Origin of the sequence: Streptomyces sp. NPDC002467 (assembly GCF_042889825.1) — a bacterium.
Classification (GTDB): Bacteria; Actinomycetota; Actinomycetes; order Streptomycetales; family Streptomycetaceae; genus Streptomyces.
The window spans coordinates 107409-122196 of the sequence record NZ_JBIARJ010000017.1; the positions used below are offsets into that span (position 1 = coordinate 107409).

General features: G+C 72.3%; 15 protein-coding genes. 3 read left to right on the forward strand and 12 right to left on the reverse strand.

The annotated features are described in order from the left end of the window. Window positions 1-24: 24 nt before the first annotated feature. Window positions 25-228: a hypothetical protein gene (locus ACFYYJ_RS30350; protein ID WP_389137209.1), complete on the reverse strand. Its 204-nt coding sequence runs from the start codon at window positions 226-228 to the stop codon at window positions 25-27. 305 nt (window positions 229-533) lie between these two features. Beyond that, window positions 534-971 (reverse strand): SRPBCC family protein, encoded by a 438-nt coding sequence (locus ACFYYJ_RS30355; protein ID WP_389137211.1) that lies wholly within the window; start codon window positions 969-971, stop codon window positions 534-536. A gap of 156 nt (window positions 972-1127) precedes the next feature. Here ACFYYJ_RS30355 and ACFYYJ_RS30360 point away from each other — a divergent pair, with 156 nt between their 5' ends. Beyond that, the gene (locus ACFYYJ_RS30360) at window positions 1128-1313 is read left to right on the forward strand and encodes a DUF5999 family protein (RefSeq protein WP_365170754.1); all 186 of its coding nucleotides are present in this window, start codon (window positions 1128-1130) and stop codon (window positions 1311-1313) included. A gap of 143 nt (window positions 1314-1456) precedes the next feature. Here the strand turns inward: ACFYYJ_RS30360 and ACFYYJ_RS30365 are convergent, their stop codons facing one another. Together ACFYYJ_RS30365 and ACFYYJ_RS30370 are read right to left on the reverse strand one after the other, a co-directional pair. Next, complete coding sequence (locus tag ACFYYJ_RS30365; protein WP_389137213.1) at window positions 1457-3553, reverse strand: ATP-binding protein; 2097 nt, start codon at window positions 3551-3553, stop codon at window positions 1457-1459. Window positions 3554-3616: 63 nt separating this feature from the next. Next, window positions 3617-4564: a fibronectin type III domain-containing protein gene (locus ACFYYJ_RS30370; protein ID WP_389137215.1), complete on the reverse strand. Its 948-nt coding sequence runs from the start codon at window positions 4562-4564 to the stop codon at window positions 3617-3619. Between the two features lie 223 nt (window positions 4565-4787). Between ACFYYJ_RS30370 and ACFYYJ_RS30375 the strand changes: the two genes are divergently transcribed. Beyond that, window positions 4788-4982: a hypothetical protein gene (locus ACFYYJ_RS30375; RefSeq protein ID WP_384586556.1), complete on the forward strand. Its 195-nt coding sequence runs from the start codon at window positions 4788-4790 to the stop codon at window positions 4980-4982. Window positions 4983-5128: 146 nt separating this feature from the next. Beyond that, window positions 5129-6697 (forward strand): hypothetical protein, encoded by a 1569-nt coding sequence (locus ACFYYJ_RS30380; protein ID WP_385126160.1) that lies wholly within the window; start codon window positions 5129-5131, stop codon window positions 6695-6697. Window positions 6698-6749: 52 nt separating this feature from the next. On the opposite strand, the gene ACFYYJ_RS30385 is transcribed toward ACFYYJ_RS30380, so the two are convergent. From ACFYYJ_RS30385 to ACFYYJ_RS30420, 8 genes are all read right to left on the reverse strand, one after another. Beyond that, complete coding sequence (locus tag ACFYYJ_RS30385; protein ID WP_389137218.1) at window positions 6750-7367, reverse strand: cytochrome b/b6 domain-containing protein; 618 nt, start codon at window positions 7365-7367, stop codon at window positions 6750-6752. Then, a complete protein-coding gene (locus ACFYYJ_RS30390) occupies window positions 7351-8073 on the reverse strand; it encodes a molybdopterin-dependent oxidoreductase (RefSeq protein ID WP_389137220.1) in 723 nt (240 codons plus the stop codon). The genes ACFYYJ_RS30385 and ACFYYJ_RS30390 overlap by 17 nt, the downstream gene beginning before the upstream one ends. Before the next feature lie 80 nt (window positions 8074-8153). Beyond that, a complete protein-coding gene (locus ACFYYJ_RS30395; RefSeq protein WP_389137222.1) occupies window positions 8154-9284 on the reverse strand; it encodes an LLM class flavin-dependent oxidoreductase in 1131 nt (376 codons plus the stop codon). Window positions 9285-9293: 9 nt separating this feature from the next. Continuing rightward, window positions 9294-10340, reverse strand: coding sequence for an LLM class flavin-dependent oxidoreductase (locus tag ACFYYJ_RS30400; RefSeq protein ID WP_389137224.1), 1047 nt, complete (start codon window positions 10338-10340; stop codon window positions 9294-9296). Next, entirely contained in the window at window positions 10337-11725 is a 1389-nt protein-coding gene (locus tag ACFYYJ_RS30405) for an NtaA/DmoA family FMN-dependent monooxygenase (RefSeq protein WP_389137226.1), read from the reverse strand. Before ACFYYJ_RS30405 ends, ACFYYJ_RS30400 begins: the two co-directional genes overlap by 4 nt. Window positions 11726-11762: 37 nt before the next feature. Further along, a complete protein-coding gene (locus ACFYYJ_RS30410) occupies window positions 11763-12881 on the reverse strand; it encodes an LLM class flavin-dependent oxidoreductase (RefSeq protein ID WP_385126153.1) in 1119 nt (372 codons plus the stop codon). A gap of 135 nt (window positions 12882-13016) precedes the next feature. Then, complete coding sequence (locus ACFYYJ_RS30415) at window positions 13017-13748, reverse strand: GNAT family N-acetyltransferase (RefSeq protein ID WP_389137228.1); 732 nt, start codon at window positions 13746-13748, stop codon at window positions 13017-13019. Then, a complete protein-coding gene (locus tag ACFYYJ_RS30420) occupies window positions 13745-14761 on the reverse strand; it encodes a transporter substrate-binding domain-containing protein (protein WP_389137230.1) in 1017 nt (338 codons plus the stop codon). Before ACFYYJ_RS30420 ends, ACFYYJ_RS30415 begins: the two co-directional genes overlap by 4 nt. Window positions 14762-14788 lie beyond the last annotated feature (27 nt).

Sequence of the window (14788 nt, forward strand, 5' to 3'; positions counted from 1 at the left end):
GTCCGGGACGTCGGCGCGTCGGCGTCAGTGTCCGGGCAGCGGCGTCAGGCGGTGGGCGGACCACTTGTCGGCGCTGAACCTGCTGTCCGACACGAGGTCGAGGAGAGCGCAGGACTCCCCTTCGCGCAGTTGCCCCGTGACCCGGAACCGGGCGTTCGCCGCGCCGCAGTCCACGACCCGCAGGTCCTGCTCCTCCCAGCTGCCCGCGTTGCGTACGCACTGCCCCACCGTCAGCGTCGGGGGCCGTCGTCCGTCAGCGGGCCGATCACGAGCAGCGCGGGTACCGCGAGGGCCAGGAGCAGCCGCGGTACGAGGAAGCGCGCCCCCGGCGAGGCCCCGCCCGGGCGCCGGCCGCGCAGGCCCGGGACCGGGGGTGCGCTGTGCGCGCCCTGCGCTCCGTCCGGCTGCGGCGCTGCGTGTGCGGGGTCGGACGGGACGGCGTCCTGGTGGTGTGGTGGCGGAGTGGCCGCGGAGGTCTCCCGGGTGGCGTGATGATCACCGGCGCGGTGATCGCGGAACCATGGCCCGCGCCCTCAGGGGCGCAGCAGCCGGGCGAGGGCCCGCCCGAACAGGTGCCGGCCCGCCCTGGCCACCAGGGGGTCCAGGGCACGGGGGAGGCCGCGCAGGCGCAGGTCCTCGCGCCATTGGATCTCGCTGCCCCCGGTGGGGGAGCGGTGGATCTCGATCTCCGCCCAGCCCGTCACCACGCGGCCGAGTTTCTCCAGCCGGACGAGGCCCGTCCCGGTGCCCTCCGGGGGGCGCCAGAGGACGACTTCCATGGGGTCGTCGAATGTGACCCTGCCCACGCCCGTTCGAGCCGTGAAGATCGTTCCGACGCGCGTGGGCCCGGGCGTCTCGATGATCGTCCGCGTGAGGGGGACCTGCGCGCCGTGCCCCGCCCAGTCCGTCACCCTTTTCCATGATTCGGAAGGCGGCAGCGGAGTCTGGTGAACGATCCGGATAACGGGCATGAGCGCATGGTAATCGGGCATACACACCTTGAACTGGACCCCGAATATGGGTTCCGTCGGGGGGTGGCGATCAGTAATACTCACCGCCACCGTGGATCGCGGATTCGACCGGGTGACCACCGGCCTTCCCGCCCCACACTTGCGAGGAGGTGCGCCATGTGCTCCCACCAGCCCCCCTGCCCGTCCGCCGACAGCGCCGATCACGACGCCGCCCGCACCGTGGCTTCCCATCCCGAACAGGGTTGGAGTCTGCTCTGCAACGGCGTGGTCGTCTTCGACGACACCGGTGAACTGCTCCCCGAAGGCCAGACGGTGGAACCCCGCCGCCCGGCCCTGGTCTGAGCCAGGAGGCAGCATGCGCCAGCAGCTGATCCGCAAGCCCGTCCCCAAGCCCGCTCCCCGAGACCTGGATCTGCGCACACCGTCGGGCAGACCCCTCCCGTACTGACGGGAGCCCAGGAGTTACGCCGCCCACCGGCTGTCGGTCAGCCGGTGGGTGCCGCAGCGCCGCCCAGGAAGGCCGTCTCGTACGCGGCGTCGCCGATCGCCGCCCGGGCCTGCCGCTCGCCCTTGTCCCGCAGGGCCGTCAGCGAGGGGGAGCCCATCTGCGGCCGGCCCACGGTGCGCCACCAGGCGTGCCCGGTGCCCAGCAGCCGCGCCGCCAGTTCGCCGTCGCCCAGCGCCGCCACTGCCGCGGCCAGCAGGTCGAGGCCCAGCGCGATCCCGAAGCGGTCGCCGAGCAGCCGCTTCCCCGACAGCATCGCCCGCACGTGCCGGGCCGCCTCCCCGTGCTCGCCCAGGCCCAGCGCCGCCACCGCCAGGATGTAGTCCGCGTAGGCCCGCAACCAGCGTTCGCCCAGCTCCGCGCAGGACTCCCGCAGCGACCGAGCCTCCTCCGCCGCCTCCTCGAACCGCCGCAGGTCGCACAGGGCGTAGCCGGTGGCCAGCTTGCACAGCAGCCAACCCGCGCCGTCGGTGCGCCCGCCGTGGCCCGCCCGGGCCCGCGGGCCGGCCAGTGCGAGGGCCCGTACGGGATCGCCGGGCATCATGACCGACACCGCGTGCAGATAGGCGGCGCGCAGCTCCCGCTCCGGGTCCGACAGGAGGGCGGCGTCCCGTGTGCACCGCTCGCCCACGGCCCGGGCCGCGTCCATGTCGCCCTGGAGCAGCGCGGTGAGCCCGAGCGCCCACAGGGCCTGGTTGTGCGCCGGTCCGGGACGCGGGGCGGCCCGCAGGGCCCGTTCCAGGAAGCCCCGGCCCTCGTGCACGTGCCCGCAGGAGAACCAGTAGAACCACAGGGCCCCGGCCATCCCCAGGGCCGCCTCCGCGTCGGTGCCCAGGAGGTGTTCCAGGGCCGTGCGGAGCTGTGCGTGTTCGGCGGTCATCCTGCGGTACCAGTCGACCTGGCCCGGGCCCAGCCAGCCGCGGTCGGCGGCCTCGGAGAGGGCCGCGTACCAGTGGGCGTGCCGGTCGGAGACGATCTGCACCTCGCCGAGCTCGACCAGCCAGTCGTGGCCGTACTCGCGGATCGTGTCCAGCATCCGGTAGCGGGCCCCCGCCCCGCGCTCCTCGCTGCGCAGCACCACCGACTTGGCGACCAGGCCCGCCAGTACGCGCTCCACGCGCGCGGCGGGCAGCGGGCCGCCCGCGCACACCGCGCGGGCGGCCGCGATGTCGAAGTCCCCCGAGAACACGGACAACCGGGCCCACAGCAGCCGTTCCAGTGGCTCGCACAGCTCGTGGCTCCAGCCGATGGTGGTCCGCATCGTCTGGTGCCGGGGTACGAGGGGGGCGCGGGTGTCCGACAGCAGGCTGAGGCGCTCGCCGAGCCGCTCGGCCATCTCCTCCAGGGTCCACAACCTCATCCGGGCGCCGGCGAGTTCGAGGGCGAGCGGGATCCCGTCGAGGCGCCTGCACACCTCGACGGCGACCGCCGTGCGGGCGGGGTCCGCGAAGACGGCCGCCGCCTGGGGGGTCGCGGCGAGGGCACGCGCGCGGAACAGGGCGAGGGCGTCGCTGTCGGGGCCCTCGCAGGGCAGCGGCCGAACCTCGACCACCTCCTCGCCCGGGGAGCCGAGCGGCTCGCGGGAGGTGACCACGACGGTCAACCCGGGTGCGGACTGCAGGAGTTCGCCCACCAGGTGGCGGCATTCGGCGACCAGGTGCTCGCAGGTGTCCAGTACGAGCAGCAGCCGCTTGTCCGCCATCCAGGCGCACAACTCCTCGTCCAGGGAACCCGAGGAGTGATCGGCGAGGCCGACCGCGTGGGAGATGGTCGTGGTGAGCAGACCGGGGTCGCGCAGCGGTGAGAGCTCCACCCACCACGCGCCGTCGGGCCTCGGCGCGGCGGCCTCGGAGACGGCCCTCAGGGCGAGCCGGGACTTGCCCACACCGCCCACCCCGGTGAGGGTGATCAGCCTCCGTTCCTCCAACAGCTCGCGAAGGAGCGCCAGTTCGCGTTCGCGGCCGACGAAGCCGGAAGGCCCGGGCGGCAGGTTCCCGGCCGTGGTGGCCGGGACGGGCGCGGGATCGCCGCCGGCGGATCCTGCCTGATTGTCATTGACCGAGTACTCACCGAACACGGATGTATTGTGCGTGATCTTCTTATCCGACAGGGTCTATTCCGGCCGGATCGTTGCCGAAACTCACCCCGTGAGGGTGATGCTCCGCTCCACGGAGAAGGCACCCCAATTCCCGTCCGGCAGCCTCGCCCGCAGCTTCACCGCCCACACCGTGCCGGCGGGCTCGGTCGCGGTCAGCCGGTACTCCGCCCGGCCGTTCGGGACCGCGCCCGCGCCGAACTGGATCACGGTGGTGGCCCGTCCGTTGACGTACAGCTCGTACTCGCTGGTGGCGCGGCCGGTGTCAGGGGCGGTCCAGCCGAGGGTGACAACGCCGGGGGAGGCGGTCGCGGTGAATCCGGCGGGCGCGGTGTCGGGGCCGGTGCCGGGGTCGGGAGGGGTCGTCACGTCCGCGGCCGGGCCGTCGGGGGAGGAGTTGTCGGCCCCGTCCCGGGCGCGGACCGTGAAGGTGTAGGCGGTGTCGGGCTGGAGGCCGGTCAGCGCGGTCTCGGTCGCGCCGGGGCCCGCGGTGTGGATGCGCGCGCCGCCCTGGTAGACGTCGTACGCGGTCACGCCGGTGTCGTCGCTCGCCGGGGTCCAGGACACCAGGGCCGCGCGGGGGCCCGTCGCGCGGGCCGTGACCGAGGGCGGGGCGGTGGGGGCCTGCCGGTCCTCCGCCTTGGCCGCCGGGGTGGTCACGCGCACCGGCGGGCCCGCCTCGGAGCGGTTCCCGGCGGCGTCGCGGGCCCGGACCGTGAAGCTGTATCCGGTCTGCGGGCCGAGGCCGGTGACGTCCACCATCGTCTTGTCGGCCGGGAGTTCGCGCACCAGGCGGCCGTCCTCGAAGACCTGGTAGCCGGTCACGCCCTCGCTCCCGGCCGCGGCCTCCCACATGACGTGCACGCTGGTGGCGCTGCCGGCCTGGGCGGTGAGCCCGGCGGGAGCGGAGGGGGGTGTGGTGTCGGAGGCGGTGCAGGCCGCCGCGCCCGTGAGGGCCAGGCACAGGGCGAGTGTGGGGGTGGTGCGTCGCACGGGTGCCGTCCTCCGCTTCCTTCGGCCGGAAAGGTCTAGACATATATGGCACGTGGATCGCGGGCCGGGCAAGATGCCGGAGCGGGCCTTCTGCGGCTCCCCGCCGGCCGACCGTCAAGGACCGGATGAACGTCACGGACGGTCAACACCCGTTCGGCGGACACCTCGTTCGCCCGGAGGAACCCCTCGCTGCGCCAACATGGCGCCGAGCAAGGAGGTTTCGATGGTGATTTCCCTCTCGGTGGTCGTCCTGCTGATCGTCCTCGCGTGGATCTTCCTGCGCAGCGGCGGCCTCAAGTTCTCGCACGCGCTGGTCTGCGTGCTGCTCGGCTTCTACCTGGCGAGCAGCAGCATGGCCGCGACCATCCACAACGGCCTGGCCGCCACCGCGAACGTGGTCGGCAGCCTCAAGCCGTAGATCCCGGAGAAGTCGATCAAGTGTTGCGTCTTCGTGAATCACTCCGCACTTCCATGGACTCTTCGGGGAAGGCGATCTAGCGTCTGGCGGCGGCGCGATGTCAGACACATTGTCAATAAAACTGAAGAGAAGAGGAGGAAGCCCGAATGTTCCGAAGAGCGCTGAACTGCGCCGTGGTGCCGGTGGTCGCCCTGTTCGCGACGATCAACGGCATCACGTCGGCGGGGGCCGACGAGATACCCAAGACCCCGGGCCACCGCCTGGTCGCCAACTACGAGGGAGCCCCGGCCACCGCGGCCCCGCTGCCCGGGGAGGCGCCGCCGCAGCACCCGTTCCTCGCGCCCAACGGCCGCGCGGGCATGCACTCCGACGCGGGCGGCAGCGCCACCTCGCCCTGGTCGGGTCCGCTCGGCAAGAACCTCCAGGTCAAGAGCGAGGCCATCGCGGCACTCGGCGGCGAATGCGCCACCGCCACCTTCGACTCCGCCGGCCGGCTCGTCACGGTGTGCGGGACCTTCTCCGGCTTCAAGGTCAAGCTCTTGGAGCCCCGTACGCTCGCCACGCTCGCCGAGTACAAACTCCCTCAGCGGTCCTCGACGGTCGAGGCGATCACGCAGCTCGACTTCTCGAAGATCTTCAAGGACACCTCGGGCGGCGCGTACTTCTACCTGGACAACCAGGACCGGGCCGTGCTGGCCGACTCCCGCCAGCACGTCCTGCGCCTGTCCCACTCCCAGAACCCCGACGGGAGCTGGAAGTTCACGGTCGACGACGACTGGGACCTCACCGGCCAGGTTCCGCACGACTGCGTCAGCTGGACCAACCTGTGGCCCAGCGGCACCTGTGACCCCGTCACCTCCGTGATGCCCGACTGGAACGGCCGCATCTGGTGGGTCACCCGCCAGGGCCGCGTCGGCACCGTGGACCCCACGACCTCGCAGATCCGGTCCGTCCGGCTGGAAGGCGAGGAGATCCAGAACTCCTTCTCGGTGGCCGAGGACGGTGTCTCCATCGTCACCGACCACGCGCTCTACAGCTTCCGCGCCGCCGCCGACGGCACCCCCGTGGTGCAGTGGCGCCAGACGTACGACCGCGGCACCGGCACCAAGCCCGGTTCCGTGAACCAGGGTTCGGGCACCACCCCGGACCTCTTCGGCAACGGCTACGTCGCCATCACCGACAACGCCGACGACCGGATGAACGTCCTGGTCTACAAACGGGGCGTGGACGTCCCCGCGGACCGGCGGCTGGTCTGCAAGGTGCCGGTGTTCGGCTCCGGAGCCTCGACCACCGACAACTCCCTGATCACCTGGGGCAACAGCATCGTCGTCGAGAACAACTACGGCTATGAGAACGTGACGACGCTGCTCATGGGCAAATCGGTCGTCGGCGGCGTCAGCCGCATCGACGTACGCCCCGACGGGAGCGGCTGCGACACGGTCTGGGAGAGCGCGATCCGCGCTCCCTCCGTCGTCCCCAAGCTCTCCACCGCCAACGGGCTGCTCTACTTCTACGAGAAGCAGCCCAACTTCTGGGGCGTCGACGCCTGGTACCTCACCGCGGTCGACTTCCGCACCGGCGAGCGCCGCTGGAGCCGGCTGACCGGAACCGGCCCGCTGTACGACAACAACTGGGCCCCGATCACCCTCGGCCCGGACGGCACGGCGTACGTCGGCGTCTTCAACGGCATCGTCGCGGTCCGCGACGGCGGCTGACGCCCACCCCCGCACGAGGGAGCCGGCCGGCCCGCGACCCGTGCCGGCCGGCTCAGTCGTCGGTCTTCCACAGCGGGTGCTCGCGCTCGGCCCACGCCCGGTCCACGGATCCGGTACGCATGCCACGCCGGGCCTCCGGATCCGCCAGCGCCTTCGCGATGTGCCCGGCCAGCACCACGACGAGCGCCAGGGCGAACCAGTCGTGCACGAAGGTGGCGCCGGTCCGCAGGATCAGCGGCACGAGACCGGTGAACCACATCAGGATCCCGGTCCCGAGCATCACGAGGACCGCTCCGGCCAGCCAGCCCGCGTACGCCTTCTGCCCGGCGTTGAACTTGCCCGCAGGCCGGGGCCCGCGGCGGTCGCGCCGCAGTACGGCGCGCAGCCACAGGCCGTCGTGCGGCCCGAAGCGGTTCAGCCGGCGCAGGTCCGAGCGGAAGGCAGGGGAGGCGAGACCCAGCAGGAAGGGGACGGGGAGCAGCAGCCCGGACCACTCGTGCACGGTGACCACGAGATGCCGGCGGCCGACCAGCTCCGCCAGCGGCGGGAGGTACAGACAACCCGCCCCGGCCAGGCACAGCAGCCCGAGCGAGGCCGTCGTCCGGTGGACCCAGCGCTCGGCGCGGCTGAAGCGGCCGACCCGGCGCGGACGCTCAGACGGTAGGGGCATCGTCACGTCCGTTCGAGCGGCCGACCCACGCGTCGACGTCGTAGCCCAGGTTCTCCCAGTAGCCGGGCTCGACCTTCTCTGTGAGGGTGATCCCGGAGAGCCACTTGGCCGACTTGTAGAAGTACATCGGAGCCACGTACAGCCGTACCGGGCCGCCGTGGCTGTGCGCCAGCGGCTGGTCCCGCATCCGCAGCGCCACCAGCACGTCGTCCCGTCGGGCCTGCGGGAGGGTCAGGCTCTCCGTATACGTGCCGTCGAAGCAGTCGAAGCGGATGGCCTCGGCCTCGGGCCTGACTCCGGCGGCGTCGAGCAGCGCGGACAGTGGCACCCCTTCGAAGGGGGTACCGGGGACCCGCCAGCCCGTCACGCATTGGACGTCCCGTACCACCCGGGTCTGGGGGAGCCCCCGCAGGGCGTCCAGGGTGTACGTCGTCGGGCGCTCGACCAGTCCGCCCACGGTGAGGCGGTAGCTCGCGGGGCCCCGCTCGGGCACCGAAGAGGCCACCGAGTAGTAGCGGAAGCCGCCGCCATTCGGCAGGAGGCCGGTGAGGCCGGTCGGGTCCTTCTCGGTGACGGTCTCGAAGCCGCGCTGCAGATAGGGGGCGGCGACGAGCCCGGCGCCGCCGAGGCCGAGCATCCCCAGGACCAGTCGGCGCCCGAGAGGGGCACCCCGGCCGTCGGGGTCGGTGCGTTCGTCTGTGCTCACCCGCCGATTCGACCACCGCGAGCCCGAAGGGGCCAGGGCCCGCGGCGGTCCGTCAGACTTCCGTCATACTCGTGCCCGGCTCACCGGCGCTGCCATTCCTCGGCCAGCAGCCGGTAGGAGGCGACCCGCGCCGCATGGTCGTGGGTGATGGTGGTGATCAGCAACTCGTCGGCCCCGGTGGCCTCCTGGAGCCGCTCCAGGTGGTCGGCCACGGTCCGCGCCGAACCCACGAACCGCGTCTCCACCCGGTCGGCCACCAGAGCCCGGTCCGCGTCGGTCCAGGGCAGGGCACGCGCTTCGGCCGGGGTGGGGAACGGGATGGCGCCCTCGCCGCTGCGGATGCTGCGCACCCAGGGCGCGTACCCTGTGGCCTGCTCCCGGGCGGTCTCGTCGTCCTCGGCGACGACGACGTCGGCCGACACCGTCAGGTACGGCCGGTCCAGTTCGGCGGACGGCTTGAAGGCGGCCCGGTAGGCGTCGGCGGCCTCCAGCACCGAGGCGGGGCTGACGTGGTAGTTCGCCGCGAACCTCAGCCCGTTCCGCCCCGCCGCCTCCGCACTGACCCCGCCGCCGCTGCCCAGGATCCACACCTGGACGTCGGCCCCCTCGCCGGGGACGGCGTGCGCCTCCACCCCCTCCGGGGACCGGTACTCGCCGCGCAGCAGCGCGAGGACGTCGTCGACCTGCTCGGCGTAGTCCTGCGGCTGGGCGCCGGGCAGGTTCAGGAGCTTCTGCTGGAGCAGGAAGCGCGGGTGGCCCAGCAGGTGCGCGAAGGAGAACCGGTCCGGTATGCGCAGCCCGTTCGCCGTGTACCCGTCCACGACCGGGGTGGCGGGCGCCGGCGGGGGCCCGTCGCCTCCCGTCCGGGCCCGGCCGGCCGAGCGGCCCAGCCCCAGGTCGAGGCGGCCCGGGTGCAGCGCGTCGATCAGTCCGAACTCCTCGACCGTCGACAGCGCGGTGCGGTGCCCCAACTGGACGGCTCCGGAGCCGATCCGGATGGTGCTCGTCGCCGAAGCCGTCAGCGCCAGGACCACCGCCGGGGAGGTACCCGCGACCCCCGGGTTGAGGTGGTGCTCGGCGAACCAGTAGCGGGCGTAGCCGAGGCGTTCCGCCTGCCGGGCCAGGTCGATGCTGTGGTGGAGGGCCTCGGCGGCGGTGGAACCGGACACCACCGGGATCAGGTCGAGGACCCCGAGGGGGATGCCGGACATGATGGCTCCTTAAAGGTCGGAGAAGGGCGGGTCGGGGATCTCGCGGCGGAGCACCGGTGCGATCCGCGACTGGAAGAGTTCGAGCGAGGCGCGGTGCTCCTCGTGACCGAGCCCGCCCGGCTCGGCCTGCAGGTGCAGGACGGTGTGCCCGAACTCCTCGTGGTAGCGGTGAACCTTCTCGATCACCTGCTGCGGGCTGCCGATCAGCGCGGAGCTGCGCTCGACGAAGTCCTCCAGGGTCGGGAACACGGGGGGCGTGCCCAGCCGCTCGTGGAAGGAGAGGTAGCGGGCGAAGGCGGGTCGGTACGCCGCCACCGCCCGCTGCGAGGTGGTCGCCGCGTGGTAGCCGGCCGTGCCCGCGCCCACGACCGCGTGTGCCGGATCGTGCCCGTAGTGCTCCCAGCGCTCCCGGTAGTGGCGGATCAGCTCGGCGTACGGGCCGATCGGGTGGGTGACGTTCGCCGAGAACAGCGGATCGCCGTGTCGCGCCGCGAGGTCGACGGACTCCCGGCTCGTCGCGCTGCCGTGCCAGACGCGCACCTCCCGCTGGAACGGCCTTGGCAGCACCTCCGCCGCCGTCAGCTCAGGACGGAAGCGCGGGCGGGCCGTCACCTCGTCCTCGCGCCACAGCCGTCGGAACAGCTCGTAGCTCTCGGAGTTGCGCTCCCACTGGTCCTCGGGGGTCACCTGGAACAGCTCGCGCTGGGCCGTGCCGTTGCCCTTGCCGATCATCAGCTCCAAGCGCCCGTCGCTGAGGTGGTCGAGCGTCGCGTAGTCCTCGTACGCCCGGACCGGATCGAGCAGGCTCAGTGTGGTGACGGCGGTGAACAGCCGGATCCGGCGGGTCAGCGCCGCGATGTGGGACAGCACCACGGGCGGCGAGGACGACAGGAACGGCCGCTCGTGGCGCTCGCCCACACCGAACCCGTCGAACCCGAGCCCCTCCGCGAACACCGCGGCGTCGACGACCTCGCGGAACCGCTCACGGGCCGGGGTGGGCGCGCCGCTCACCGGATCGGCGGAATCCGTGATCAGGGTGATGGCCAAGAACTTCACGAGTCGGTGGCCCGACCCGCGGCCCGGCCGGCGACCGGCTCCGGCACGGCGAGACCGAGGTGGTCGCGCAGCGTGGTCCCTTCGTAGTCGGTGCGGAAGACACCGCGTTCCTGGAGCAGCGGGACCACGGTGTCGGCGAACACGTCCAAGCCGCCCGGGGTGATGTGTGGGACCAGGATGAAGCCGTCGGCGGCGTCCGCCTGCACCAGGGTGTCGATCCTGTCGGCGACGGTGGCGGCCGAGCCGACGAAGGTCTGCCGGGAGGTGGTGGCGATGACGAGCTCACGGATGGACAGGTTCTTGGCCGCGGCGAGCTCGCGCCACTGCCGCGCCGTCGCGAGCGGGTCGGAGAACTGGCGTACGCTCGCCCGCCCGAGGGCGACGGTGTTCTCCCCGGGCTCGGGATCGATCTCGGGCAGCGGGCCGTCCGGGTCGTAGGCCGACAGGTCCCGGTTCCAGACGTGTTCCAGGTACTTGATCGCGGTCTGTCCGCTGACCTGGAGCCGGCGCACTTCGTGGGCGAGCTCCTGCGCCTCGGCGTCGGTGTCGCCGAGGACGAAGGTGGCCGCGGGCAGGATCTTCAACTGGTCTCGCGTGCGGCCGTACTTGGCGAGACGTCCCTTGACGTCCGCGTAGAACGCGCGGCCCTCGCCGAGGGTCCCGTACCGGCCGAAGATCGCGTCGGCACTGGAGGCGGCGAACTCGCGGCCTTCGTCGGAATCGCCCGCCTGGAAGATCACCGGACGCCCCTGCGGGCTGCGCGGGACGTTGAACCGGCCCTCGATGTCGAAGTGCCGCCCCTGGTGGCGGAAGGCCCCGGCCCGGGCGTCGCGCAGGAAGGTGCCCGATCCGGCATCGGCGACGATCTCGGTGCCGTCCCAGGAATCGAAGAGCTCGGTGGCCGTTGCCAGGAACTCTCGGGCGCGAGAGTAGCGGTCCTCACGGGGCAGGAAGCCGCCGCGGCGGAAGTTCTCCCCGGTGAAGGCGTCCCAGGAGGTGACGACGTTCCAGGCGGACCGGCCGTCGGAGAGGTGGTCGAGCGAGGCGAACTGGCGGGCCACCTCGTACGGTTCGTTGAAGGTGGAGTTGATGGTGCCGGTCAGGCCGAGCCGCTCGGTGACCGCGGCCAGCGCGGCGAGCACGGTGAAGGTGTCGGGCCGGCCGACGACGTCCAAGTCGTATATCTCGCCGCCCTGTTCGCGCAGGCGCAGCCCCTCGGCGAGGAAGAGGAAGTCGAACTTGGCGCGCTCGGCGGTCTGCGCGAAATGGACGAACGAGTCGAAGTCGATGTGGCTGCCGGCCGCCGGGTCGCTCCACACGGTGGTGTTGTTGACGCCCGGGAAGTGGGCGGCGAGATGGATCCGCTTGAGCGGCTTGGTGCTCATGGATCGTCCTTTCCGGTCGGTCGGTCGGTCGAGGGGGTCAGGCGGCGGGCGGGCGGGCGTAGCGGCCGGCGGGGCGCTCCAGCCCCAGCAGGCCGCGCAGGGTGTCCGCCTCGTACGCACGGCGGAAGACCCCGCGCCGCTGGAGCTCGGGCACCAGTGACCGGGTGATGGCGGGCAGGTCGTGGGCGATCACGCCGGGTCGCAGCCGGAACCCGGTCAGGCCCGCCGACCGCCACTCCTGGAGCAGGTCCGCGAGCTGCGCCGGGGTGCCGGTGAAGGCCGTCGTGCCGTCTGCGGACGGGGTGGGGTCGAGCTCGTCCAGGCGGGCGAGGCGGTCTGCGGCGGCCCCGCCGTCCGCGTCCAGGAACACCGTGAGGTCGCCGAAGACGTGCGCGGGGTCACCCGCGACCCGGGACACGGCGGCGCGGGTCTCCTCGGAGTCCCGCGCGCTGACGTACACGAGGTCGGCAGAGCCGTCCAGGATCCCGGACGCCGCCGCTACCAGCGGCTGCCCCTGCGGCGGGCGCGGGGTGATCGACGGGCCTCGTACCGTGAAGTGCCGGCCCTCGAAGTCGATGTAGTGGAGCTTGTGGCGGTCCACGAAGCGGCCGGTGGCCACGTCCCGGATCTCCGCGTCGTCCTCCCAGCTGTCCCACAGCCGCCGGACCACCTCGGCGTGGTCCGCGGCCTCCCCGTACAGCTCGGTCTCGGCCACCGGGAACGCGCGGCGCCCGAAGTGGCGCGCCTCGTGGGGCAGTCCGCTCACCTGGATGCCGAGGCCGGCGCGGCCACGGCTGACGTGGTCGAGCGTCGCGATGGCCTTGGAGATGTGGAACGGCTCGGTGTGGGTGACGGTCACGCCGGGCACCAGGCCGATGTGCCGGGTGAGGGGTGCGATCCGGGCCGCGGTGAGCACCGCGTCGAGCCGCCCGCGCACCTGGTCCGTACGTTCGTCGGGTGCGGCCGGGGAGGAGGACTGGAGGGCGAGGCCGTCGTCGAAGGTGACGAAGTCCAGCAGCCCGGCCTCGGCCTCGGTGGTGACGTCGGACCAGTACCGGGCGGTGAACAGCTCTGCCGGCCTGGCGCCCGGCTCCCGCCAGGCGGCGGGGTGCCGGCCCGCGCCGTCGAGCGCGACGGCGAGATGCAGTATGGACACGTCGAATCGAGCCCTCCCTGTAGGCCGCGCCGAATGGAATCGGAGCGGGCCGTGGAATTGGAGATCTTTTCGAAAACGCTACGTCGCACCGCTCGGGCCGTTCAATGCCGCGCACATGAAAAGAACTTGGCAGCGTTACGAGTATTTGGCGGCTGTGTTTCCCGGCGCCCGGACCGCCACGAAGAAGGGCCGGTGGCGCAAGGTGAACCCGAGCGACTCGTAGAGCCGGATCGCATCGGTGTTGCTCGCGGAGGTGTGAAGGAAGGGGACCTCGCCGCGCTCCCGGATGCCCGCCGCCACCGCGCGGACCAGCCGTGTCGCGAGCCCCCGGCCCCGGTGGTCGGGGTGGGTGCACACCGCGCTGATCTCGGTCCAGCCCGGCGGCCGCAGCCGTTCCCCGGCCATCGCGACGAGCCGGCCCCGGTGACGGATGCCGAGGTACGTGCCCAGTTCGACGGTGCGGGACCGGAAGGGCCCGGGCCGCGTCAGCTCGATCAGGGCGAGGACCTCCGGAACATCGGCGGGGCCCAGCCGGACCGCCTCGGGCGCCGGTTCCGTGCGCAGCGAGGTGTCGACCAGCTGGACACCCGGGATCGCGGAGACCGTCTCCCAGCCTTCGGGCGGCGTCAGCACCCCGGACAGCCCGGCGATCCCGCCGTCGCCCACCAATGTGCGCAGGTCGGCCCAGGAGCGAGGGTCGTCCGGGTCGGCGAGGGCCGTGAAGGGCGACACGGCGGCGGGGTACCGGGCGGCGCGCCCGCCGCCCGCCGGGTGCTCGGCGAGGGCGGCGTGCGTACCGGAGAGCGATGCCCAGGCCGGGTTGTCGAGTACGTGCGGGGAGAGCGGTGCGCGCGTGCCCGTGCTCATGAGTTGGTCAGCGGCAGGCCGGGCGGGTTGACCTCCGACTTCGCGACGGCCTCGTCGGAGAGGTTCCAGGCGGCCAGCAGCTTGCCGTACTGGCCGTTCTCGATCAGGTGGTCGATCGCCGCCGCCACCGGCCCGGCCAGCCCGCTGTCCTTCTTGGCGGTCGCCGCGATCAGGCCCTGGAGGGACTCGCCGGCGCCGGAGTGGGAGCCGGCGTTGCGCGTGGGCGTGCTGGTGCCCGCCGACTGGGTGATGTGGTAGGCGATGGACGGGTTCGGGGCGAAGTTGACGTCGATCTTCTTGCCGCTCAGGGCCAGGGAGGTGCTGTTTGAGTCCGGGAAGTACTTGATGTCGAAGTCCTTGCCCTCGGCCTTGGCCTTCGTCTGCCACTCCAGAAGGATCTTCTCCTGGTTGGTGCCCTTGGCGACCGCGACGTTGCGGCCGGCGAGGTTGCGGAAGTCGCCGCCGAAGTTCCAGGTGCTGTCCTTCAGCACCTCGAAGCCCAGGTTGTCCTTGCGGTACGAGGCGAACTCGTACTTCTTCTTGCGTTCCTCGGTGATCGTGACGTTGCTGAAGGCGACGTCGACCTTGCTGCTGTCGATGCCGACGAAGAGGTTCTCCCAGGTGGAGTTCTTCACCACGGGCTTGAGCCCGAGGGTGGCCGCCACCAGCCTGCCGAGGTCGGGCTCCGCCCCGGTCAGAGTCTGCTGATCGGTGCCGACGTACGCCAGCGGCGGGAAGCCCGCGGGCAGCGCGCCGACCCCGATCACCAGCTCACCGCGTTCGCGGACGGACGCGGGAAGCCGGCCGCGCAGCGACTCGACGACCGGGACGGACAGCTCGGCCTGCTGGGCCGCGCCGTTGGACACCCCGCCGATGGTGACCGTGTCGGAGGCCGGTCCGTCGGCCTCGGTGTCGCCGCCGCAGGCGGTGAGACCGGAGGCGAGGGCCATGGTGGCGGTCGCGGCGCCGAGACCGCGTACGAGTCTGGTGCGCAGGGAGGACTGGTGGTGCATGGCGTTCCTTTACGGGAGTGGGCAGGG